The sequence below is a fragment of the Streptococcus sp. HMSC034E12 genome (assembly GCF_001835915.1).
Taxonomy (GTDB): Bacteria; Bacillota; Bacilli; order Lactobacillales; family Streptococcaceae; genus Streptococcus; species Streptococcus vaginalis.
Genome location: NZ_KV826441.1, coordinates 1 through 24,619, shown reverse-complemented (window position 1 = coordinate 24,619; position 24,619 = coordinate 1). Strand labels below are relative to the sequence as shown.

Here is a 24,619-nt window from a genome sequence, read left to right as displayed (position 1 = left end):
CGATTGACTTTTATTTCAATTGATAATACAATGAAGAGGGGAAATCATTCTTGAAAGGGGTTACTATGCTTCCAGCCTATATTAAAATTCACGATCAAATAAAAAAAGAAATCGACGAAGAAATTTGGAAAATCGGACAGCGATTGCCAAGCGAGCGCGATTTAGCTGAACAATTTGAAGTTAGTCGCATGACACTCCGTCAGGCAATCACTCTTTTAGTAGAAGAAGGAGTACTGGAACGTCGTATGGGAAGTGGTACATTTGTAGCCAGTACGCGAGTTCAGGAAAAAATGCGTGGCACAACTAGCTTTACAGAAATTATCAAAGCCCAAGGCAAGACACCATCGAGCCAGCTGATTTCTTATCGCCGAACATTGCCAAGTAAAGAGGAAGTCGAAAAATTAGGAATCGAAAAGACGGAAAACGTCATTCGTATGGAGCGGGTGCGGTATGCGGACAATATTCCTGTAGTTTACGAAGTCGCTTCCATTCCAGAGAAATTCATCAAAAATTTTAATAAAGAAGAAATTACGAAGCATTTTTTTCAAACCTTACAAGAACATGGCTATAAAATCGGAAAATCTCAACAGACCATCTATGCTCGTCTTGCAAAAGAAAAGATTGCGCAGTACTTAGAAATTCCTAGAGGACACGCCATTCTTGGTTTGACACAGATTTCTTATTTTGACAATGGCACCGCTTTTGAATATGTTAAAAGTCAGTATGTCGGCGAACGGTTTGAATTTTATTTAGAAAACAACTGATCTGTTTTACATAATTTAATATACGTAAACACCCTTGGCGATTTAAGAGTGTTTTTTAGTGAGTAAAGCTCTTCGCTAGTAGAGTTTATCTGTATTTTTTGATATAATAATCTTTATGGAAATTGAAAAAACCAATCGAATGAATGCTCTTTTTGAGTTTTATGCAGCGCTTTTAACAGATAAGCAAATGAATTATATTGAGCTTTATTATGCAGATGATTATAGTCTAGCTGAGATTGCTGAAGAATTTCAAGTTAGTCGTCAGGCTGTTTATGACAATATCAAACGAACAGAAAAGATTCTCGAAGACTACGAAATGAAACTGCACATGTATTCAGATTATATCGTCAGAAGTCAGATTTTTGATCAAATAATGGAAAAGTATGCAGATGATACCTATTTACAAGAGCAAATTTCGATTTTATCCAGTATTGACAATCGAGAATAGTGAATTGTCAGCTCAAAAATATCCAAACATCAATAACAATAACTAGGAGAAATACATTTTATGGCATTTGAAAGTTTAACTGAACGTTTACAGAACGTTTTTAAAAATCTGCGTCGCAAGGGCAAAATTTCAGAGAGTGATGTTCAAGAAGCGACCAAAGAGATTCGTTTGGCACTCTTGGAAGCCGATGTAGCTTTGCCAGTTGTTAAAGACTTTATCAAGAAAGTTCGTGAACGTGCTGTCGGACATGAAGTTATTGATACGTTAAATCCTACTCAGCAGATTATCAAGATTGTTGATGAGGAATTGACCACTGTCTTGGGTTCTGATACGGCAGAAATTATCAAATCTCCAAAAATCCCGACTATTATCATGATGGTCGGTCTTCAAGGTGCTGGTAAGACTACGTTTGCCGGAAAGTTGGCCAATAAACTCAAGAAGGAAGAAGGCGCTCGTCCTTTGATGATAGCTGCTGATATTTATCGTCCAGCAGCCATTGATCAACTTAAAACTCTAGGTCAGCAAATCGATGTACCAGTCTTTTCATTAGGCACAGAAGTACCAGCAGTAGAGATTGTTCGTCAAGGCCTGGAGCAAGCCAAAGCTAATCACAACGACTATGTCTTGATTGATACGGCAGGTCGTTTACAAATTGACGAAAAACTCATGAATGAGCTGCGCGATGTCAAAGCACTAGCTCAACCAAATGAAATCCTCCTGGTCGTAGACGCAATGATTGGTCAAGAAGCCGCGAATGTAGCTCGCGAATTCAATGCTCAGTTGGAAGTAACTGGGGTTATTCTGACTAAGATTGATGGCGATACACGTGGCGGTGCAGCCTTATCTGTCCGGCAAATCACTGGCAAGCCAATTAAGTTCACTGGTACTGGAGAAAAGATTACCGATATTGAAACTTTCCACCCAGATCGGATGTCTAGCCGCATTTTGGGCATGGGAGATATGCTGACCTTGATTGAAAAAGCTTCTCAGGAATACGATGAACAGAAATCACTTGAGATGGCTGAAAAAATGCGAGAAAACACTTTTGATTTCAATGATTTCATCGACCAGCTAGATCAAGTGCAAAACATGGGACCAATGGAAGACTTGCTAAAGATGATTCCTGGCATGGCTAACAACCCTGCGATGAAGAATTTTAAGGTAGATGAAAACGAAATTGCTCGTAAACGTGCCATTGTATCATCTATGACACCTGTCGAACGGGAAAATCCCGACCTTCTTAATCCAAGTCGTCGCCGTCGGATTGCTGCAGGTTCTGGTAATAGCTTTGTCGAAGTGAATAAGTTTATTAAGGACTTTAACCAAGCAAAATCCGTCATGCAAGGTGTCATGTCTGGCGATATGAATAAGATGATGAAGCAAATGGGGCTCAATCCTAATAATTTACCGAAAAATATGCCAAATATGAACGGTATGGATATGTCAGCCCTTCAAAATATGGACATGTCCGCTTTAGGGGGAGCTGGTAATCCTGATATGAGCCAGATGTTTGGTGGCGGACTTAAAGGAAAAATTGGCGAATTTGCAACCAAACAAGCCATGAAACGTATGGCAAATAAAATGAAAAAGGCTAAGAAAAAACGAAAATAAACATATTTTGTAGTAAATGATGATTGGAATAAAGCAGTTCAATTTGGTGGGCTGTTTTATTTTTTTGAAAAACTATTGACATTTGATGATAAACGTGTATTCGAGAAATTTCAGGAGGACAATTACAACGCGCAGGTATCTGTCGTGCGTTGTGCTATGATAAATCAACCAGAACTTTTATTTGCTGATGAACCTACAGGTGCTTTAAACTCAAAAATCAGCCAGAAAGTGATGGAAAGTTTTAAAGAAATCAACAAAAAAGGTGTGACTATTGTTTTAGTCACTCATGATAGCAAGGTATCAGCTTACGCCAACCGAATTGTTTTTATGAAATATGGCAAAATACTTACTGAACTAGAACATATAAAAAAACAAAACCAAGATATTCAAAACGATAACGATATAACGATATTGATAATATAATAAGATCAGTTGTATAAAATTCAGTGATTCCAACCGATCTTATTTTGTATTGTGTATTATCTATTACAAAGTAAAGAAACGAATCTTTCAATAGACTCTCACATACATCTTTCCGAAAAACTATAATTTTCTTGAAAAAAATACAGGAGTGTGCTATACTTCTATTTATAGAAAATGATGGAGAATATCTTAATGAAACGCGAAATATTGTTAGAAAGAATTGAAAAACTAAAGGCCATCATGCCTTGGTACGTTTTGGAATACTATCAGTCTAAATTGACTGTTCCATACAGTTTTACAACCTTATATGAATATCTCAAAGAATATGATCGCTTTTTTCATTGGATTTTAGACTCTGGAATTGATGATGGGCCGCAGATTGCAGAAATTCCTCTGTCAGTATTGGAAAATATGACTAAAAAAGATATGGAAGCGTTTATTCTTTACTTACGGGAGCGTCCATTGCTTAATGTTAATACTACACAGAACGGAGTATCGCAAACCACCATTAATCGCACTCTTTCTGCTCTCTCTAGCCTTTATAAATATTTAACTGAAGAGGTGGAAAATGAGAATGGGGAACCTTATTTCTATCGTAATGTCATGAAAAAAGTGTCTACTAAGAAAAAGAGAGAGACTTTAGCCGCGCGCGCTGAAAACATCAAACAAAAACTCTTTTTGGGCGAAGAAACTGAACAATTTTTGAATTATATTGATGAAGAATACCCTAAAAATTTATCAAATCGGGCTCTCTCCTCTTTTGACAAAAATAAAGAGCGAGATTTGGCAATCATAGCACTGCTTCTTGCATCTGGTGTTCGTCTATCCGAGGCAGTAAATCTTGATTTGAAAGACCTAAATCTTAAAATGATGGTCATTGAAGTTACTCGTAAGGGCGGGAAAAGAGATTCTGTCAATGTTGCAGCTTTTGCCAAAGCTTATTTGGAAAGGTATCTGGAGGTTCGCTCTAAACGTTACAAAGCGGAAAAATCAGACACTGCCCTCTTTTTGACAGAATATAGAGGTGTTCCTAACCGGATTGATGCTTCTAGTGTAGAAAAGATGGTTGCTAAGTATTCTGAAGATTTCAAAGTTCGAGTGACACCTCACAAACTCCGCCATACGCTGGCTACTCGACTTTATGATGCTACTAAATCTCAAGTTTTGGTCAGTCATCAGCTAGGACATGCCAGCACTCAAGTTACAGACCTCTACACCCATATTGTTAATGACGAACAAAAAAATGCATTGGATAACTTATAAAATAAAAAATTTGCATACCTTAAATTATGCAAATTTTTTATTTGAATTGAGCTAAATGCTGCTAGTTTGTGCCCATGCTCATAGTTTCTGGTAGGGTACTACCGCCGTCAATGACAATTTGAGATCCTGTAAGATAGGAGGATTCATCACTACCTAAAAAGGCAAAGAGTTCCCCTACTTCTTGCGGTTTAGCTAATCTTTTCATTGGAACAGCGGCCGCAATATCTTGAATAGGAACTTCTGGATGTTCTGGGTTGGATTCCAGGGCCATTTTTTCGACCATCGGTGTCCGAGCATAGCCTAGCTGGCTGCAGTTAACCCGGATATTGCGATCGGCATATTCTACTGCCAAGGCCTTGGTTAAGCCGACCAGAGCTGCCTTGGTCATCGCGTAAGCTGCTTCTCCAGCATCAGCAACCAAATCGCCTGTCACAGATGATGCGATGACGATAGCGCCTGCTCTCTGTTTCAACATGGGCTTGATGGTTGCCTGACAAGTGTTCCAAACGCCCTTGATATTGACATTAATATGTTGATCCCGTATCTGGTCTGTCATTTCTTCAAAGGGCGCCAGCTTGCAGATACCAGCATTACAGCAGGCAATATCAAGATGCCCAAAGGCTTGGATAGTCTGAGAGACAGCCGCTTCCAAATCTTCTAGACGACTGACATCACCGATATAGCTGATAATATCTATTTGATAGCTGTCACGAAGTTCTTGAGCAGTTGCTTCTACTTGAGGGTCTCGATCAAAAAGGCAGAGCTTGGCGCCATATTTAGCATAGACTGAGGCAATGCCCTGACCCAGACCGAGAGCCGCTCCAGTAATCAAAGCAACTTTTCCATCTAATTTAGCCATAGTAACCATCCTTTCTAAAACGAAGAAGTCTGACAGATTTTTGTGACATTTTATGATGTATTTCTAACTTTAGTCTAGTACTTTTCTAGTTGCTTGTCAATATAATAATGAAGGAAAACCTCGCATTTGCTATGATGTTTCGTCCTCTTTATAAAAAATCTATCCAATAATTTCTGTAGGGTTCGATAATAAGGAACTTGCTCCAAAGCGGATATTCTTCAAGCGATTATTGGCTGTGGTGTATCCCAGAAGCATCTGAACATTCTGATAACCAACTTCTTCAAACTATAGAAAAAACATCCTTAGTTAAATAAATGTAAGAATGTTTTTATTTTGTTATAGTCTTGTGATTTAGCCAACCACTGCTTCTGCAATTTCTTCTTGGCTAATTCCAGCGAAATAGCGAGAAATATCCAGGTTTTCAAGAGCATTTAAAACATCTTCTCTTTCATATTTAACACCCTTGAGGACTTCTTCTACTGCTGCTACATCTTCGATTCCAAAGAAATCTCCGTAAATTTTGATGTTTTCGATTTTTGACTGAACAACATTGGCAAAGATTTCCACTTTACCGCTAGTAAATTTGGTACTACGATGAACATTGTACTCTGGCGATTTGCCATAGTTCCAATCCCAAGTAGCAAATTTAGTTTCCTTGATATGGTTGATTTCAGCTAGTTCATCATCGGAGAAGACATATTCTGTCATTTCTGGATATTCTTTCTTCATATAGTCTAGCAGGAGGTCGCGAAATTGCTCGACAGTAATCTTTTCAGGCAATTCATCAATGATATTGGTTACACGAGCTCGAACAGACTTAACACCTTTGGACTCGAACTTGTCCTTGGAAACTTTTAAGGCATTCGCTAAGACGGATAATTCTACGTCAAAAAGCAGGCAGCCGTGGTGCATGATTCGACCATTGATGTAGGCCTGAGCATTGCCACAGAACTTTTTACTGTCAATTTCCAAATCGTTGCGCCCTGTAAATTCGGCTTTTACACCTAATGCTTCCAAGGTCTTGATGACCGGAATAGAGAAGCTCTTAAAATCAAAGGCTTTGTTCTCAGATTCTTTGGAAATAATGGTGTAGTTAAGATTGTTATAGTCATGATAGACAGCTCCGCCTCCACTGATACGACGAACAACCTCAATGCCATTTTCACGTACAAAATCTCGATTGATTTCCTCCACGGTATTCTGATGACGTCCGACAATGATAGAGGGTTTATTGATCCAAAGCAAGAAAATCATATCTTCATCAAGGAGATGCTTGAAAGCATATTCCTCAAGAGCGATATTAAAAGCTGTATCGTTACTATTATTGATAATGTATTTCATAGTGTCTCTTATCTTTTCTTAGGGGCATGGATAGCCATGCCGAGTACGTCTGCAAATGCTTCGTACATAACTTCTGAGAATGTCGGATGACCGTGAATGGTCTTGAGCATTTCTTCCACCGTGATTTCCATTTCGATGATAGTAGAGGCTTCATTGATTAACTCGGCTGCAGCGGGACCGATGATGTGAACACCGAGAACTTCTCCGTATTTCTTATCAGCAATCACTTTGACAAATCCTTGAGCAGCATCAGATGCAATTGCTCGTCCGTTTGCTGCGAAGTTGAATTTGCCGATAGCTACATCGTATTTTTCGCAAGCTTGTTCTTCTGTCAGACCGACTGCTGCAACTTCTGGCAAAGTGTAGATGGCTGCTGGAGTTAGATTTAATTTAGCAACTACATGATTGCCTTTGAGAGCATTCTCTGCAGCTACTTCTCCCATACGAAAAGCTGCATGCGCCAACATCTTGGTACCGTTAATGTCTCCGGGGGCGTAAATTCCTGAAACAGAAGTTTCCATATATTCATTGACCTTGATACGACCGCGGTCTAGTTCAAAGTCAACCTCGCCAATTCCCTCCAAATCAGGCACGCGTCCGATAGAAAGCAAAGCTTTATCAGCTATGATATCTTCCTTTCCTGCAACTTTGATGCAGAGCTTGCCATTTTCTTCGATAATTTCTTCCAACTTGGTCTCTGTCAAAATGGTCATGCCCTTGCGTTCAAGAATGAGCCGAAGGTTCTTAGAGACTTCTGCATCCATAGCTGGAACAATCCGATTCATCATTTCGACAACCGTCACCTTACTGCCAAAGGTCATGAAAGCCTGTCCTAGCTCAATACCAACAACGCCACCACCGATGATTACTAAACTTTCTGGAACTTCCTTCATACCCAGGATATCATCGCTAGTCATGACAAGTGGTAATTCCATACCTGGAACGTTAATCTTGCTGACTTTTGATCCACCAGCTAAGATAATTTTCTTGGTTTCAAGAAGTTCAGAACCGTTCACTAAGACATTCTTATCTTTGGTAATGGTACCAATTCCTTTGTGAACATCAACATCATAGCTGCGAAGCAGACCTGCAACACCTCCGACAAGTGTGTTGACAACCTTGTTTTTGGTTTCCAGAACTTTATCCATATTGACGGTAAAGCTTGGATTTTCAATGATAATTCCGCGGTTTGCTGCATGGTCTAGGCTTTCAATAATTTCTGCATTGTGAAGATAGGTCTTAGTCGGGATACAGCCACGGTTGAGGCAGGTTCCACCTAGTTCAGATTTTTCAACAAGGGCAATCTTGCCTCCTAATTGAGCTGCTTTAATCGCTGCCACATAGCCAGCTGGTCCGCCACCAATAACCACAATATCATAAGCGTCATCACTCTTATTATCGTCGTTAGAAGTTGTGGTTGCAGTTGGTGTTGAACTAGCATCTGAAGCAGCCACAGTAGTCGGAATATTTTCTCCTTCTTCGCCCAGATAACCGATAACTTCCGTTACAGGAACAATCTCACCGTCTCCTTTTAAGATAGCAATCAAGTAGCCGTCTTCCTCTGCTTCTAACTCCATGCTGACTTTATCTGTCATGATTTCTAGAAGGATTTCTCCTTCTTTTACAAATTCGCCAACTTTTTTATTCCATTGAACAATCTGTCCTTCTGTCATATCAACGCCGGCTTTTGGCATAATTACTTCTAAGGCCATGTTTTTATTTTCCTCTCATTTAAACTTTTAAACTTTCTCTTATACCAACATTGAAATTGGGTCTTCAATCAGTTCTTTTAGGTCTTTCATGAATTTAGCACCTGCCATACCGTCCACGACTCGGTGATCGATGGTTAATCCAAGACTCATAATTGGTCGAATCACAATTTCTCCGTTTACTACGACTGGTTTTTCAACGGTTGAACTGACTCCCAAAATCGCCGAATTAGGCTGATTGATAATTGGTCCGAAGGATTGAACACCAAACATTCCTAGATTGCTAATCGTAAAAGTTGAGTTTTGCAGCTCACTTGGGGCTAATTTCCCGTCTAAAGTCCGACCAATCACATCCTTAAAAGCAACAACTAACTCAGACAGACTCATTTTTTCGGCATTGTAAACCACTGGTGTCATAAGCCCGTTATCCATACCAACAGCCATAGCCAGATTGACATACTTATGCATGATAATGGTTTGCCCATCTTCTGTCAGAGACGAATTGAGATAAGGGTGCTTCATTAAGATTTTAACAACTGCCATAGAAAGTAAATCCGTAACCGTCATTTTCTTTCCTGTCGCTTCCATAATTGTCTCTAAAACCCTCTTGCGCAGCGCCAGCAACTCTGTCATATCTACATCATAATTGAGAGTGAAAGTTGGTGCTGTCAGATAAGAATCCACCATTCGTTTAGCAATGACCTTCCGCATTGGCGTCATTGGAAGGCGCTTAATTTCTCCATAAGGAGTGGTGTTGTCAGGTATTTCTTCCGCTTTCTCAATTTGAGCCGGAGACTTGATACTGTCTGAGTCAACATTTTCAGGCAGCAAAGCCAGAATATCCTTTTTCATAATCCTGCCGTGCACGCCTGTCCCTTGGATTTCCTGCCAAGCGATGTTATTTTCTTCTGCAATACGTTTTGCAAGGGGCGTAATTTTCACAATATTGAATTCTCGATAACTTTCAATATCTTCTTTGTGAATGCGTCCCTTTGCGCCAGTACCAGATACGTCATAGAGATTGATACCCAAATCATCTGCTAATTTTCTAGCAGCCGGGGTCGCTCTTAACTTATCATCAGTCATAGCTTCTCCTATTTCTTTTTTATTGATTGTTCTTTAATCTTGAACTGTTTTTGTTTTTACATAATTTTGGTTATGTATAAATGTTGTAGCCAATATCAATTTCAGTTTTATTCTTTATTGTAAGTCTTACGGATAACCTCTTTGATACTTTCAACTGTCGGAATCATAGCATTTTCAAGATTCTGAGCATAAGGCATAGGAACATCTTCGCCAGCACAACGGCGAATTGGTGCATCCAAATAGTCAAATGCTTCTGATTCGGAAATGATAGCAGAAATTTCACCGATATAACCACTAGTTTTGTGGGCATCATTGACTAGAACGACTTTTCCTGTTTTTTTGACTGAGTTGATAATGATATCCTTGTCCAGAGGCACCAAGGTACGAGGATCAACCACTTCTACTGAAATGCCTTCTTCTACCAATTCTTCAGCTGCTTGCATAACCCTACGGAGCATTTTTCCATAGGTCACAACTGTCACGTCCGTTCCCTCTTTTTTGATGTCACCAACACCGAGAGGGATTGTATAATCAGGATCAAGCGGAACTTCGCCTTTTTGGTTGAATTCTGACTTGTACTCAAGAATAATAACAGGATTGTTGTCGCGGATAGAAGATTTTAGCAACCCTTTCATATCCGCAGGAGTGCCAGGTGCCACGACCTTTAAACCTGGAATGTGGGTAAACCAAGATTCCAAAGATTGTGAGTGTTGACCAGCTGATCCGACACCATTTCCAGCTGCGCAGCGAATTGTCATCGGAACCTGACCTTTACCACCGAACATATAACGCGTTTTAGCAGCTTGGTTGACAATTGCATCCATGGCAATGACAGAAAAATCCATAAAAGTCATATCTACAATTGGGCGTAGTCCAGTCATGGCCGATCCTGCTGCAGCTCCTGAAATAGCTGCTTCAGAAATTGGACAATCACGTACTCGTTCTGGACCGAATTCTTCTAACATTCCGACAGATGTTCCGAAATCTCCTCCGAAAATACCGACATCTTCTCCCATTAACAACACATTTTCATCGTGACGCATTTCCTCAGACATAGCAAGGATAATGGTATCACGGAAGGACATTGTTTTTGTTTCCATTTTATCTCCTCTCTTAGTCCGCGTAAATATCTTCAAAAGCTGACTCAAGCGGTGGGAATGGACTTTCCTCTGCAAATTTTACAGATGCTTCCACTGCTTCTTTAACCTCTGCTTGGATAGCTTCTAACTCTTCGTCGCTTGCAATCTGATTTGCTAGCAAGTATTTACGAAGAGTTTCGATTGGGTCTTTTTTCTTCCACTCCTCTACTTCTTTGCGCGTTCGATACTTACCAGGATCAGAAGAAGAATGTCCTAACCAGCGATAAGTAACACTTTCAATCAAGACAGGCCCTTTACCACTTCGAACGTATTTAACAGCTTTTTGAAAACCTTCATAGACCTCAATAACGTTGTTCCCGTCTGGGATAAAGATGCCAGGAATACCATAGGCAGCACTCCGCTCATGAATGTGCTCTATATTGGTCATTTTCTTAATATCCGCAGAAATACCATATCCATTATTGATACAATAGAAAATCACTGGCAAATTCCAAATAGAAGCCATATTAACCGCTTCATGAAAAATACCTTCGTTCGTTGCTCCGTCACCAAAGAAGCAAACCACGATTTTATCTGTTTGGTGCATTTGCTGAGTGAGGGCGGCACCGACTGCAATTCCCATGCCTCCGCCAACGATACCATTTGCTCCTAAGTTTCCGGCATCCAAATCAGCAATGTGCATGGAGCCACCTTTTCCTTTGCAGGTTCCGTTATATTTGCCCATGATTTCTGCCATCATGCCGTTCAGATCAATTCCTTTGGCAATCGCCTGACCATGACCACGGTGGTTAGAAGTAATCAAATCATCAGGATTGAGGGCCAGCATAGCTCCAACGCTAGCTGCTTCTTCTCCAACAGAAAAGTGAGTCATTCCTGGAACTTTCCCCTTTTTTACGAGTTGGGCAATTTTTAAGTCCATCCGACGGCTCTCTTCCATTTTACGAAACATCTCTAGCATAAGATTTTTATCTAAAGTTGACATAGTCGAGCCTTTCTATGAGTGTAATTCTATAATTTCATTCTATCCAAACTAAAAAATACTGTCAAAATTTATGCTTGAACAATTTCACAAAGAAAAATCAGCTAACCTTGCTGGCAAGCTGATTTGAATTGACTAAATAAAAATTTCACAAATAGATTTTTCTACTTTTTCCCAAAATCCTCTATCATTCGATCGATTTCCGAACAACTTGGTGTTGTCAAAATATAATGAACATCTCCTTGTAAGTCTGCAAATGCCTTTGGCATGATTTTGACTGCTTTTAATTTATCGCCGTACTTTGCACGCAATTCTTCTTCTGAATACACATAATTTGAGGTTGAACGGCGTGAAGTAACCAAGCCATATTGTGCTTCGACTTGAGGTTGTGGGAAAGGTTCGCCATTCACAATATCTGCATATCCACGATAAAGGTCAATGGAGTGAGCAAAGTTATACAAATCAATCGTAAAAGCACCTGCTGGACGATTATTGTATTCTATGGCAATATAATCATCTCCGTCACGGAAAAATTCAATATGAAAGAAGCGTTCTTTCATGCCAAACGCTTTAATGATAGCTTCCCCATATTGACGTAACTTGGGATCCATGTCTTTTATAATATAATATGAGTTTTCATAATGATTCAAAACTAAGTCTAAAGGAGTATAAGCATAGTCGAAAGTTGTTGAAAACACAATATTTCCCTTTGAATCCAGTAATCCGTCAAACGTACAAATTTGTTCAGAGTCAACGAATTTTTCAAAGAAATAAACGGTTTGCTTATCCCACTCTTGTTTAAATTGTTCAACATCTTCAGTAGTTTCAAGTTTATAAGTTCCTGCTGCGCCAACTCCATTGTCTGGCTTCGCAATCATCGGAAGTCCAATTTTACTGACAGCCATGTCAACTGCCTGCAAGGTTTTTACAATTTGACCAGGAACGACAGGAACTCCAGCCTTTTTAAAGAGTTTCTTCATTTCAGACTTAAATTTTGTCTTTTTCAAGTCTTTTGGCTTTGGTCCTACAACATTAAATTGTTCACGCAATTTTGCGTCTTGCTCCAACCAATATTCATTGTGTGACTCAATGCGGTCAATTGGTCCGTGCTTGTAAAAAAGGAAGGCTACAGCACGTTTCACTTCATCAAGATTTTCTAAATTTTCCACACGAAAATATTCTGTTAAAGCATTTTTCAACGGTTGATCTAGTTGATCATAAGGTTCTTGCCCGATGCCCAAAACAGTAATTCCTTTATTTGCAAGTTCAACAGTAAATTGTTGAAAATTTTGCGGATAATAAGGTGAAATAACGATATAGTTCATAATAGTGTTTCCTTTCTAATCATAGGTTTAATTGATTGAGAAAATAAGGCATTTGCTTGCGCCACCAAATCCAGTCATGCGAAACATCATATTCCCATTCAGCAAACCATGCTGGAATGTTCTTATGTTCAAAGGCTTCTTTTAAGGTGTAGAAAGAAGGCAGTCCGTCCTGTTCCCATGCACCAAGTCCTGTACAGACAATGATATCAGCATTGCGATAGCGGTCAATAAACCAACCGTCGTTTTGATTCCAAATGTAATCTGCTGGTGAATTTTGATAAATTGCTTCATCATCTAAACAATCACCGACAAAGAAGCGGGCATCGTAAACTCCGCTGAGGGCGATGACCTTGTTAAAGACATCGGGGTGCTGGAGAAAGAAATTAACAGCGTGATAGGCTCCCATAGAACAACCTGTCGTCATCATTGGATCAAACCAACCTGTTTTATGCTTGATAAAAGGAATGGCTTCCTCAATGACATAGCGCTCATAAGCTCGGTGCATTTCCGCGCGGTCGTGAGGAGCTTTCCAATCAGCCAGCCAGCTTTCACTATCTACACTACTCAAAGTGAAGAATTGAATTTTTCCTGTTTCGATAAACCATGAACAAGCCTCAATCATACCAAAATCTGCATATTCATTGTGACTGCCTCCTGATGAAGCAAAAACGACTACAGGCATTCCAGCGTGCCCGTAACGATTCACATACATTTCACGATTTAAATGACCACTCCAATGACTTAAAAATTCAACATGCATATAAATTCTCTCCTCATATTCTTAATTAATTTATTTACCATTTTTCACTAAAGAAGCGAAGACAATCAGGTAAATGCTCAGCCCAAGCCATTTCATTGTGTTCTGCCCCAGCTTGAATATGAAACAATAGATTTTCCAAATCTAAACCGCCCGCAATTAACTGACGAAAGTAGGTTAATGACGAATCAATGTAAGCTTGCTTGATATTGCCAGCCATCAAGGTTTTATCGGTGTCATCTGCTTCTTCTGTTCCAACATAAATATAAATACGCTGATCTGCTAATAAGTTATGGCGTTCTATATAACGATTGAACGCTTCCTGATGCAGCCAGTTTGCAGATGAGAAAACACCCAAGCAGCCAATTTGCTCTTGGTATTCAATTCCCATAAACTGTGTAATGTTTCCGCCTAAAGAAGAACCAACCATAGCCGTGTGCGCTCGGTCTGACTTGGTACGATAATACTCGTCAACAAAGGGTTTTACAACTTCCATGACAAACTCCGCATACTCTGTCCCCTTGCCGCCAAATTGCATACCTGGAATAGTTGATTCTTGATATTTCCATGCAGAATACTCATTCATTCGATTAAAACCGTCATTGTCAATCGCCACCACAATCATTTTTTCAATATCGGGATTTCTCTTAATCGTTGGAATGATTTTCCAAGAATGTCCACTAAAAGACTCTTTACTATAAAGGATATTTTGACCGTCGTGAAAATAAACTACAGGATAGGATTTCTGAGTATCTTGCTCATAATTTCTAGGAAGTAGCACTCGAACACGACGCTTTTGTTTGCTATAAGGCACTTCTAATGCATGTTCCCTTACTTCAAGGTAAAAATAGGATTGATTCATTGTCAGAAAACTTTCTATTTTCAAAATTTTTATTTATTATATCATAAAATATACAAAAAAGTTAGGGAATTCCTAACTTTTTAATACTTTTATAACAAATCATCATTATTTCTATCTTTTCCAAAAGAAAACTAGAGATTTTGATAATTTTTGATAGCTTGTAGCGCTCGTTTTGCTATTTTTTCATAGCGTTCTTTTTTGTCTCGAATGCGTGGACCGTCCAACTCCTTGATAATTCCAAAATTGACATTCATTGGCTGGAAATGTTTGCTATCAGCATGCGTGATATAATGAGGTAAGCTTCCAATAGCAGTTGTTTCTGGAAAGACCAGAGCTTCTTCTCCATTGAAAAGTCTAGTTGCATTGATACCGGCTACCAGCCCAGATGCAGCGGATTCTACATACCCTTCTACACCGGTCATCTGACCTGCAAAGAAGATATTCTCTTGTTTTTTAGACTGGAACGTCTGTGTCAGGAGATTTGGTGAATCCATGTAAGAATTGCGGTGCATAACTCCATAGCGAACAAATTCTGCATTTTCTAATCCCGGAATCATCCGAAAAACGCGCTTCTGTTCACCCCATTTTAGATGTGTTTGGAAACCAACAATATTATAAAGGCTTCCAGCTGCATTGTCTTGACGAAGCTGAACGACTGCATAAGGTGTCTTAAATCCACCGTCACGAGGTCCTTTATAGTCATCTGGGTATTCCAAACCAACTGGCTTCATAGGACCGTAGAGCATGGTTTTTATTCCTCTTTTTGCTATCACCTCAATCGGCATACAGCCTTCAAAGTATTTTTCTTTTTCAAAGCTATTTAACGGTGCTTCCTCGGCATTTACCAAAGCGTCATGAAAAGCCATAAACTCATTCTTAGTCATAGGAGCATTGAGATAAGCAGCCTCTCCCTTGTCATAGCGAGATTTGAGGTAAACTTTCTCCATGTCAATTGTATTGACATCTACAATCGGTGCTGCTGCATCATAAAAGTAAAATCCAGCTCCACCATTTAGCGCGTGAATCTTTTCAGCAAGTGTATCACTTGTCAAAGGTCCCGTCGCAATAACAGTAATCGTATCATCAGGAATTTTGGTGATTTCCTCACGAATAACTTCGATTAAAGGATGGTTTGTCACCTCATCAGTCACCATTTGTGAAAAACCGTCACGGTCAACTGCTAACGCTCCTCCGGCCGGTACACGCGTAGCTTCTGCTGCTCGCATAATGATTGAATCCAAACGGCGCATTTCTTCTTTTAACAAACCAACCGCATTCGTTAGCGAATCCCCCCGTAGAGAATTCGAGCAGACTAGCTCTGCAAAATCACTAGTCTTATGTTGCGGAGTAGATTTCACTCCTCGCATTTCATACAGCTTAACAGGAATACCGCGTTTAGCAATTTGATAAGCTGCTTCGCTGCCAGCCAGACCAGCTCCTATGACATTGATATAAGATTGAGACATGAAACAAATACCTCTTTGGGAGGAGACTCCCACAAATCTTTCTAATTATTCTTAACCATTATAACAGAAAAAGCCCCTACTGACGAGTGAGACTTTCTAGGACGCAAATACACTAACTTATTAGTATCCATCCTCAAACATTGGTGTAAAGAATATAATGATTGGTCATGTATCTATTTCTTTAACATTTTTTCCAGATAAGCAATTTTAACAAAATCCTTATCATTATTTTGGTCATTTCGATAGGAATCTTGCGAAGATGCTGTGTAAATCTTAAGATATTGTTCAGCATCAGGAAGAAAATAAACTACCCCTGCTGTTTCATGTTTTACCAATTCATCTAAAGGAATCCCAGCAAAGTTTTCCAAAGTATTCATGCTACCAAACTCAACCGATAGATTTCCTTTTTGAAATTCGTGCTCGTGCAAATCTACTAATTGGTAGTCAAGCCGGTTCATAATCGTTTCAATCTTTTTAAAATCATAAATTCGTACCTCATCAGGTGCGTCCCATCCCCTAGGATCTCCTGGAACATGGATATCAATATCTCGTGCTTGCCAGTCGTGGCCAGTTACCTGTTCAAGCCCTAGTGAACCCATAAGCAAGGGAGTGATTCCAATTCCGTTCAATTCCTTTGCAATCTTTAAAAATTCATCAAATTTCTCTTTCATACAGTTTCCTTTGCTATATATAAAGAAAGTTTACATAAAATAAATTACGTAAACATCTTTAGCTTATTTTACTTTTTCTTCTTCGTAATCCCCATTGCTGCAGACAACTTGCTTGCCTCCACCACGAACTTTCTTTTCTACAAGATACTGACCGCATTTCGGACAAGAGCGACCAACCGGTTTATCCCAAGAAGTAAAGTCACAATCTGGGTAGCGATTGCAGCCATAGAAAAGGCGATTGCGTTTGGTTTTGCGCTCAATGATTTGCCCTTTGTGACACTTAGGACACTCTACACCGATTTCTTTGACAATCGCTTGAGTATGACGACAGTCAGGAAAATTGCTACATGCATAGAATTTACCATAGCGGCCTAACTTGATAACCATAGGACTTCCACAAACTTCGCAATCAAAACCAGCCGGTTCGTCTTTAATTTGAATTTTCTCCATTTCAGTTTCTGCTTTTGCAACTTCTTTTTCAAATGGCTTATAAAATTCATCAATGACCTTTTGCCATTGCTCTTTTCCTACTTCGACATCATCTAGCTTAGCTTCCATATCAGCGGTAAACTTCACATTGACAATATCTGGGAAGAATTCAACAATCAGAGAGTTCACGATTTCTCCCAGTTCAGTTGGCTCAAAGCGCTTAGAAACTAATTTGACATAGTAGCGTTTTTGAATAGTTTCAATTGTTGGTGCATAAGTTGACGGACGCCCAACGCCATTCTCCTCCAAGGTCTTAATTAAAGTTGCTTCTGAATAACGTGCTGGTGGTTGAGTAAAATGCTGCTCAGGATTGGTGTTGATACGCTTAACCAAATCACCTTTTTTCATGTCTGGCAGCATTTTGTTTTTATCAGAGTCGTTATAAATAGCTAGATAACCATCAAATTTAACCTGACTACCATTTGCAGCAAATTGAACACCATTTTGCTCTAACTTCACACTCATCGTGTCAAATACCGCAGCAGTCATTTGACTCGCCACGAAACGATTCCAAATCAACGTATACAATTTCAATTGATCTTTATCTAGATATTTTGCGATATTGTCAGGTGTATTAAATACACTTGAAGGACGAATCGCTTCATGGGCGTCTTGTGCGCCAGAAGCATTTCGGACTCTACTGCCGTGTTTAGAATATTTCTCACCAAAACGATCTGTAATGAAGGTTGCAGCTTCATTTTGAGCTACCGGACTAATTCGAGTGGAATCTGTACGCATATAGGTAATCAAACCTTGCACACCAGATCCGATATTAATTCCTTCATAAAGCTGCTGAGCAACCATCATCGTCTTACGAGTTCGGAAATTAATTTTATTGGCAGCGTCCTGCTGCATAGATGATGTGGTATAAGGCAGCGGAGCATTGCGCTTGCGTTCCTTTTTCTCAACGCTTTCGACAGTAAATTCATCACCTTCAATATGAGAAAGAACATTTTTTACATCATCGTTGGTAGCAAGCTTCATCTTCTTGCCATTCATGCCATAAAAGCTGGCTTGAAATTGACGAGTTCCTTTTTTGAAAGTTCCGTCAATCGTCCAATACTCTTTCGGCTTAAAAGCATTGATTTCATTTTCACGGTCAATGATGAGTTTCAAGGCAACAGATTGCACACGTCCAGCTGACAATCCCTTTTTGACTTTTTTCCAGAGAATTGGAGAGATAGAGTACCCCACAATACGGTCAAGGACACGACGCGCTTGTTGAGCATCTACCAAATCCATGTCAATCTGGCGCGGTTCTTTAAAAGCATTTTTTACTGCATCTTTCGTGATTTCGTTGAAAACAACACGATTTTTATCTGTCTCGTCCAGATTTAAGATATGAGCCAAATGCCAAGAAATAGCTTCTCCTTCACGGTCCGGGTCACTTGCAAGATAGACTTGTTTCGCTTTTTTAGCTTCTTTTTTCAAATCATTGATAAGAGGCCCTTTCCCGCGAATATTGATATATTCTGGCTCATAGTTGTTTTCAAAATCGATGGACATGGTAGACTTTTTCAAATCGCGAATATGTCCAACGCTGGCTAAAACTTTGTAGTTCCGCCCTAAATATTTTTCAATTGTTTTTGCCTTAGCTGGCGACTCTACAATCACCAGATTTTTTTTAGCTGTTATTTTTTTCTTTGTTTTTGTTGCCAATCTAAACACCTTCTAAAAGTAATAAACCTCATAGAGTTTAAACTATTTTTTTCAAGATGTCAACTAGTAGCATTCTCTTATAGGAGAACTTGTTTTAAAATTGGAATTCAGAAAGTACGTCAGCCCCTGATGTGATGCATTTCGCTCCCTCCTGAATCAAATGATGACAGCCATCACTTCTTCCATCTAAAATTGACCCTGGAATAGCAAATACATCTCGCCCTTCTTCCATTGCTCGCTCACAAGTAATAAGGCTGCCTGAGCGCATTTTGGCATCAGCAACAATAACCCCTCTGCACAATCCTGCTATAATCCGATTACGCTCTGGAAAATGAAATTTTAATGGCTCTGCTTCAGAACTATATTCACTAAGTACTAGATGATGTTCTCCCAAATACGATTGGAGTTTTTTATTCGCCCTTGGATAAAAAACGTCTAGACCCGTTCCGATAACTGCAATTGTTCGACCACCATTTTGCAATGCTGCCATGTGAGCCGAGGTATCAATTCCGCGTGCTAAACCACTCACGATAACCAATTCATTGTTTAGCTCTTTAATAATCTTTTGAACGGATTGACTGCCTACTCGGCTACTATTCCGACTTCCTACAACAGCTACTTTAGGTAATTTTAGCAAATCCAAATTACCTTTATAAAAAAGAAGAACGGGTGGATTATAAATTTCACTCAAATCCCAAGGATACACATCATCCAAGATAGAAAAAGACGGAAATTTTTCAAATTCTTGACATAACAAATCATCATCTAGCTGCAGATATTTTTCAATGAAAAGAGCTGGATTACGGCATTCCGACACAACTGCCATATCTTTTACTGATAATTCTTTTTCTTGTATCTCAGCATACGAGAGAACATTGATGACCTGCTGATTGGTCAAGCCAGCTTCTTTTAATTTATAGATATCAAAATTATCCATTTTATCATTCCTTTTACTTTTTAATTACACTTCACTTATATTATTCGTAAAAGGAATTAAAAAAACGAGAATTTCTCGCTTTTCACATTTTATCTAATTCTTTAATAATTCGAGCTGGGTTTCCAGCCAAAACAACATTATCACCATAAGATTTGGTGACAACCGATCCCGCTCCAACGACGACATTGTCTCCTAATGTTACTCCAGGCAAAATCGTTACACCGCCACCCGCCCAGAAATTATCGCCAATGGTAATTGGTGCACCGTATTCTATACCTGATATGCGTTCTTGTGCATCTAAAGGGTGGAGAGGGGTCAGAAGTTGACAATTTGGTCCAAACAATGCATTTTTTCCAATAGTAATTGGACAAACATCAAGCATGGTCAAATTCCAATTAGAATAGAAATTTTCTCCTAAGTGAATGTTGATACCATAATCGCAGACAAAGTTTGGTTTCATCGAAATGTTCTCACCAGTTGAGCCGAACCATTCTTTTACGAGTTTACTTCTTTTTTTACCGTCCTGTTCTGCATTAAATGCGTATTGAAATTGACGAGAACGTGTTACCAATTTTCGTAATTCGGGATCTTGCGGATTGTATAATTCTCCTGCAATCATTTTTTCATATTCAGTTTTCATTGACTTCTCTTTTCATTCTTGATAAGTGAATGGTTAGATACATTTGTTCATCATCAGACGTCTGATAATTGCGCGTCTGCTTGAGATATTGGGTAATCTTTGTTGTCGTTTCATAAGCTGACGGATACTTGATTTTCAGTAAATCAAACATGTCATTGTCGTCTAACTCTTGATGTCCAGTGTCCGTTAAAACACGTTCGCAAAAAAATTTCAGATGCGTAATAAAGCGTTGAACATAAATATCCTCGTCATCTAATGAGATCTTTAAGCTGTATTTGACGATTGTCATGATTTCTTCCATTAGTTGCGTCAAATCTTGAGCGGCTACATTGCCATTATCTAATTCAGCATTGACAATGGTCAAAGCCATAAAACCTGCTTCGTCCAAAGGTAAATCTTGCCCTAAATAGTCACCCAACAATTGATTGGCATACTTGCCAACTTCAAATTCGTCAGGAAAAAATCGCTTAATGTCCCACATGAGGAAATTTTTCATAAAGAAATGATCTTGGATACGTAAAACCACACCATACAGGTGGTCAGCCATCGCTAAAAAAGCACCATCTTGCAATTTTTTATTTATTTTTGCATGTGCGTAAGTGATAATTTTATCAGCCATTTCTATGATGTCAGCAGGTAATTCTAACAATAATTCACGCTTGTTTTCTGACAAAACATATTTTTTCTCAATCAGATTATCCCGAATATCATCTCCTGCTTTACATCCAAAAGCCAGTCCACGTCCCATCAACACTACTTCTTGGTGGTTTTCTTCAGAAATGACCACATTATTATTTAAAACTTTAGTAATAATCATCTCTTGTCCTCGACTTCTTCAAGCATGGATTTAATTGGTTCAAAGGTTGTCCGATGAATAGGAGTGATTCCCTTTCGTTTCAATCCTTCTAAATGATGCTGGGTTCCATAACCAACATTGTGTGCAAAGTCATAACCTGGATAAGTTAGCTCATAATTTGTCATCATGCGATCTCTAGTCACCTTGGCTACGATTGAAGCGGCCGCAATAGACAGCGAATTGGCGTCTCCTTTGATAATAGACGTTTGCGGAACTTGAACATCTAACTGCATAGCATCAATCAAGAGATGTTGCGGAGCAACTTCAAGATTTCCCACCGCCTCTAGCATAGCTAATTTCGTCGCTTCATAGATATTCACTTCATCAATAACTTGATTATCCTTGATACCAATACCAACTGAAATTGCTTGTTTGAGCACTTCTTGATAGATTTCTTTGTGCTTTTTCTTGGGAACTTTCTTGCTATCGTTGAGACCTTTGATTTTACAGTTTTTAGGTAAAATAACTGCCGCTGCCACAACAGGACCTGCTAAGGGGCCACGCCCAACCTCATCAATCCCAGCGATATATTGGCAACCAGTAGCATAAAGCTCCTTTTCATATCGTAACATTTGCTCCAAACGACGGTATTCGTCCAATTCAGCTTGAATTTGTTTTTTACGTTTCACAATGAGCTTGTGGACACCAGCTCGACTATCATCTCGAAATTGCTCAAAAACAGGACTCTCTATGTTTGTTATTTCAGATAAGATTTCTTGAATCTCTTTAATCGTTGCCATGTATCTCACCTAAAGTATCTAAAGTATAACGTCCCAATTTACCGTCACGAATGTCTTTGATAAAAAGACGATAAAAACGATCATAATCATCTCGAAAACCCAATTTTTGTGTCATATCTATAATGATTTCCGGTGCTTCTTCTTCCAAGTCCATTTGCTTGAACCGTTCTTGAAGTTCCTTTGGATAATGTTCTTTGAAATAATTGATTCCAAAAATAGTAACCTCATCCATTGGAAGCAAATCGTCTTTAATCGCTCCTGTTAAAGCGAGTTTCAAAGCAACTTTTTCATCTTCAAACTTAGGCCAGAGAATCCCTGGAGTATCTAAAATTTCCAAGTCCCTATTAGATTTGAGCCACTGCTGCCCCTTGGTAACACCCGGTTTATTTCCAGTCACAGCGATTTTTTTCCCAGCTAAACGGTTCATCAGGGTTGATTTACCAGCGTTTGGGATGCCGATAATCATAGTCCGCAATGTTTCAATTTGGATCCCACGTTCTTTTTGCCGAGCAATTTTTTCTTTCATCAATGACTTAGCTGCTTCTGTGACTTTTTTAACAGTTGATTGTTCTTTAGAATTGATTGCCAAGGTCTTGATACCTTGACTTTCAAAATATCTTCGCCACTCTTTCGTCAGATCAGAATCAGCTAAATCCGTCTTATTTAAAATAAGAAGCTTGGGCTTATCGCCCACGATTTTAGTTAGCATAGGATTTTGACTAGATAATGGCAAACGCGCATCTACTAAAATTGTCACAAAATCCACAAATTTGATATTTTCTTGTACTTGTCTCCGAGCCTTGGACATGTGTCCCGGAAACCATTGAATAGTAGCCATGAAAACCTCTTTCTTACACTAGTTTAACATCTTCATTATACCAAAATTTTAGCTAATTCGCATTGATAAATCATGCAACAAAAAATCACCTTTCAAAAACAAAAGGCAATTTTTGAATCTTAATGATACAAAACAGGCTTTCTATCCTGTTTATCGATAAACGGAAGTCTTGATTCGCGAATCCGTTTTACATAGTCAACAATTTCTTTCCCTTCGTTGTCAAATTCTACAACAGTAAAAAATTGATCATGATAAAACAAAAATTTATAATGATTTTCAAATGCTTCTTTGAGCCATTTTTCTTTTGCAATAATGGAACGCATGGGGTAATCATCTACAGCAGCGACCCATACAGGCTTGCGATGCGCGTGAGTTAAAAGCAAGTCCGCCATATGAATCATGGTTTCATTTCCTTGTTTCAACAAAATGATACTATGATCATTGCTATGACCACCAGTATGAACCATTTGAATTTCCGGTATGACATTTAAGTATTCCGTAAATGTCTCCACTTGATGTTGAATAGGCTCCCAATTTTCTCTGAGATAAGTCCCTTTAGTCCGATTATTTGGGTTCATCATCTCGTACCATTCAATATCATTTACAAAAATCTTAGCATTAGGAAAAGTTGAAACCAACTGATGATTTTCATTTAATTTTGTCAATCCACCAGAGTGATCGTGATGCATGTGAGTCATCAACACATAAGAAATATCTTCAGGAGTCAAACCTAAAAGTTCCAAGCTCTCTTCAATTCTGCCTTCAGATAAAATCCCTAAATTTCGTCTTTGTTTATCAGATAGTTTCGCAGTGTTAAAACTTGCATCAATTAAATAATTTTTATTTTTGTATTGAATCAATATTGGATCGGTTAATTCAACCATCATATTTTCTTCAGTTGTTGGATAATAGCGTGACCAAACAACTTTTGGTACAGGAACAAATAAAGTGCCTGCATCTGTCATCTTGTCAACTCCACGTAACCAAATTAATTTCATGTCTCCAAATTGATACTCTTGTAGAGCGAGTTCTGTCATTTCTTACTCCTTTAGCCACCTTTCGGCAATTTCTCTTCTGAGAGAATTTCCAGATCTTCCATAGTTTTCAATAGTTTCTGCATCCTTTAAATAACGTTTGATATTAACCTTGTCGAATTTTTGTAAGGGACCAATTAGTCGAAGGATTTCATCGGATATCTCAATAGCAACTTTCGTCGTGTACAGTTTTATTCGAGAAACAAATTTTGCATCTTCTTCAATTTGACTAGGATAAGAATCAAAATAAGCTTCTGCAGAGCATAATTTATTGTATAAATCAGCAAATTTATCGGCTCTATAATATTTGTAGTGGGTAAACCCCCTATAGATCTTATAGAGCCTATTTTTGTGTAGAAAAAAGCCCCATAATATCTATAATGAAAAGCGACAAAACCATCATTAGAAAGAATCATATGGAACAACTACATTTTATCACAAAACTCCTTGATATCAAAGATCCTAATATCCAAATTATAGATATCATCAATAAGGATACACACAAGGAAATCATCGCTAAACTGGACTACTACGCTCCTTCTTGTCCTGAGTGTGGAAGTCAAATGAAGAAATATGACTTCCAAAAACCGTCGAAAATTCCTTACCTCGAAACAACTGGTATGCCTACTAGAATTCTCCTTAAAAAGCGACGTTTCAAGTGCTATCAGTGCTCGAAAATGATGGTCGCTGAGACTTCTCTCGTCAAGAAGAATCATCAAATCCCTCGTATCATCAACCAAAAAATTGCTCAGAAACTGATTG

General features: G+C 38.8%; 24 protein-coding genes and 1 pseudogene. 6 read left to right on the top strand and 19 right to left on the bottom strand.

The genetic code is table 11. The features are described from left to right. The first annotated feature begins 65 nt into the window (after positions 1-65). From HMPREF2574_RS05530 to xerS, 5 genes are all read left to right on the top strand, one after another. Positions 66-764 carry a GntR family transcriptional regulator gene (locus HMPREF2574_RS05530; protein ID WP_003024508.1) on the top strand — a complete coding sequence of 233 codons (699 nt, stop codon included), beginning with the start codon at positions 66-68 and terminating at the stop codon, positions 762-764. A 115-nt stretch (positions 765-879) separates the two neighbouring features. After that, entirely contained in the window at positions 880-1,212 is a 333-nt protein-coding gene (locus HMPREF2574_RS05525; RefSeq protein WP_003024506.1) for a putative DNA-binding protein, read from the top strand. Positions 1,213-1,272: 60 nt separating this feature from the next. Further along, positions 1,273-2,823: a signal recognition particle protein gene (gene ffh, locus HMPREF2574_RS05520; protein WP_070812265.1), complete on the top strand. Its 1,551-nt coding sequence runs from the start codon at positions 1,273-1,275 to the stop codon at positions 2,821-2,823. 75 nt (positions 2,824-2,898) lie between these two features. Next, positions 2,899-3,246 (top strand): hypothetical protein, encoded by a 348-nt coding sequence (locus HMPREF2574_RS10560; RefSeq protein WP_070812264.1) that lies wholly within the window; start codon positions 2,899-2,901, stop codon positions 3,244-3,246. A gap of 192 nt (positions 3,247-3,438) precedes the next feature. Beyond that, positions 3,439-4,509, top strand: coding sequence for a tyrosine recombinase XerS (gene xerS, locus HMPREF2574_RS05510; protein ID WP_070812263.1), 1,071 nt, complete (start codon positions 3,439-3,441; stop codon positions 4,507-4,509). A gap of 61 nt (positions 4,510-4,570) precedes the next feature. On the opposite strand, the gene ucpA is transcribed toward xerS, so the two are convergent. From ucpA to HMPREF2574_RS11050, 19 genes and pseudogenes are all read right to left on the bottom strand, one after another. Beyond that, positions 4,571-5,368, bottom strand: coding sequence for an SDR family oxidoreductase UcpA (gene ucpA, locus HMPREF2574_RS05505; RefSeq protein WP_070584663.1), 798 nt, complete (start codon positions 5,366-5,368; stop codon positions 4,571-4,573). 351 nt (positions 5,369-5,719) lie between these two features. Then, positions 5,720-6,709: a lipoate--protein ligase gene (locus HMPREF2574_RS05500; RefSeq protein ID WP_003034477.1), complete on the bottom strand. Its 990-nt coding sequence runs from the start codon at positions 6,707-6,709 to the stop codon at positions 5,720-5,722. An 8-nt stretch (positions 6,710-6,717) separates the two neighbouring features. Beyond that, positions 6,718-8,421 carry a dihydrolipoyl dehydrogenase gene (lpdA, locus tag HMPREF2574_RS05495; RefSeq protein WP_024051538.1) on the bottom strand — a complete coding sequence of 568 codons (1,704 nt, stop codon included), beginning with the start codon at positions 8,419-8,421 and terminating at the stop codon, positions 6,718-6,720. 39 nt (positions 8,422-8,460) lie between these two features. Further along, a complete protein-coding gene (locus HMPREF2574_RS05490) occupies positions 8,461-9,504 on the bottom strand; it encodes a dihydrolipoamide acetyltransferase (RefSeq protein ID WP_024051537.1) in 1,044 nt (347 codons plus the stop codon). A gap of 107 nt (positions 9,505-9,611) precedes the next feature. After that, positions 9,612-10,604 carry an alpha-ketoacid dehydrogenase subunit beta gene (locus HMPREF2574_RS05485; protein WP_070812262.1) on the bottom strand — a complete coding sequence of 331 codons (993 nt, stop codon included), beginning with the start codon at positions 10,602-10,604 and terminating at the stop codon, positions 9,612-9,614. 13 nt (positions 10,605-10,617) lie between these two features. After that, complete coding sequence (locus tag HMPREF2574_RS05480) at positions 10,618-11,586, bottom strand: thiamine pyrophosphate-dependent dehydrogenase E1 component subunit alpha (protein WP_070584669.1); 969 nt, start codon at positions 11,584-11,586, stop codon at positions 10,618-10,620. Positions 11,587-11,747: 161 nt separating this feature from the next. After that, on the bottom strand, positions 11,748-12,908 hold the full coding sequence (locus HMPREF2574_RS05475) for an ATP-grasp domain-containing protein (protein WP_070241692.1): 1,161 nt from the start codon (positions 12,906-12,908) through the stop codon (positions 11,748-11,750). A gap of 19 nt (positions 12,909-12,927) precedes the next feature. Then, positions 12,928-13,668 (bottom strand): esterase family protein, encoded by a 741-nt coding sequence (locus HMPREF2574_RS05470; RefSeq protein WP_070241694.1) that lies wholly within the window; start codon positions 13,666-13,668, stop codon positions 12,928-12,930. A 34-nt stretch (positions 13,669-13,702) separates the two neighbouring features. Next, positions 13,703-14,527 (bottom strand): alpha/beta hydrolase, encoded by an 825-nt coding sequence (locus HMPREF2574_RS05465; protein ID WP_024051532.1) that lies wholly within the window; start codon positions 14,525-14,527, stop codon positions 13,703-13,705. Between the two features lie 131 nt (positions 14,528-14,658). Further along, a complete protein-coding gene (gene trmFO, locus HMPREF2574_RS05460; protein ID WP_024051531.1) occupies positions 14,659-15,993 on the bottom strand; it encodes a methylenetetrahydrofolate--tRNA-(uracil(54)-C(5))-methyltransferase (FADH(2)-oxidizing) TrmFO in 1,335 nt (444 codons plus the stop codon). Between the two features lie 173 nt (positions 15,994-16,166). Then, positions 16,167-16,664, bottom strand: a complete 498-nt coding sequence (locus HMPREF2574_RS05455) for a phosphoribosylanthranilate isomerase (protein WP_024051530.1) — start codon at positions 16,662-16,664, stop codon at positions 16,167-16,169. Positions 16,665-16,727: 63 nt separating this feature from the next. Next, on the bottom strand, positions 16,728-18,821 hold the full coding sequence (gene topA, locus HMPREF2574_RS05450) for a type I DNA topoisomerase (RefSeq protein ID WP_024051529.1): 2,094 nt from the start codon (positions 18,819-18,821) through the stop codon (positions 16,728-16,730). Positions 18,822-18,906: 85 nt separating this feature from the next. Further along, entirely contained in the window at positions 18,907-19,749 is an 843-nt protein-coding gene (dprA, locus tag HMPREF2574_RS05445) for a DNA-processing protein DprA (RefSeq protein ID WP_024051528.1), read from the bottom strand. Between the two features lie 82 nt (positions 19,750-19,831). After that, positions 19,832-20,389 carry a sugar O-acetyltransferase gene (locus tag HMPREF2574_RS05440; protein ID WP_070812261.1) on the bottom strand — a complete coding sequence of 186 codons (558 nt, stop codon included), beginning with the start codon at positions 20,387-20,389 and terminating at the stop codon, positions 19,832-19,834. Next, positions 20,379-21,206, bottom strand: coding sequence for a PRD domain-containing protein (locus HMPREF2574_RS05435; protein WP_070812260.1), 828 nt, complete (start codon positions 21,204-21,206; stop codon positions 20,379-20,381). The genes HMPREF2574_RS05440 and HMPREF2574_RS05435 overlap by 11 nt, the downstream gene beginning before the upstream one ends. Continuing rightward, positions 21,203-21,985, bottom strand: coding sequence for a ribonuclease HII (locus HMPREF2574_RS05430; protein WP_024051525.1), 783 nt, complete (start codon positions 21,983-21,985; stop codon positions 21,203-21,205). Before HMPREF2574_RS05430 ends, HMPREF2574_RS05435 begins: the two co-directional genes overlap by 4 nt. Further along, positions 21,972-22,823 (bottom strand): ribosome biogenesis GTPase YlqF, encoded by an 852-nt coding sequence (ylqF, locus tag HMPREF2574_RS05425; RefSeq protein WP_024051524.1) that lies wholly within the window; start codon positions 22,821-22,823, stop codon positions 21,972-21,974. The genes HMPREF2574_RS05430 and ylqF overlap by 14 nt, the downstream gene beginning before the upstream one ends. Positions 22,824-22,942: 119 nt before the next feature. Next, positions 22,943-23,860: an MBL fold metallo-hydrolase gene (locus tag HMPREF2574_RS05420; protein WP_070812259.1), complete on the bottom strand. Its 918-nt coding sequence runs from the start codon at positions 23,858-23,860 to the stop codon at positions 22,943-22,945. 3 nt (positions 23,861-23,863) lie between these two features. Further along, positions 23,864-24,151: pseudogene (locus HMPREF2574_RS11050) on the bottom strand (acyl-CoA dehydrogenase); the annotation flags it as partial. 122 nt (positions 24,152-24,273) lie between these two features. Between HMPREF2574_RS11050 and HMPREF2574_RS05410 the strand changes: the two are divergent. Continuing rightward, the coding region (locus HMPREF2574_RS05410) for a transposase family protein (RefSeq protein WP_180363984.1) at positions 24,274-24,619 on the top strand (346 nt) is incomplete at its 3' end.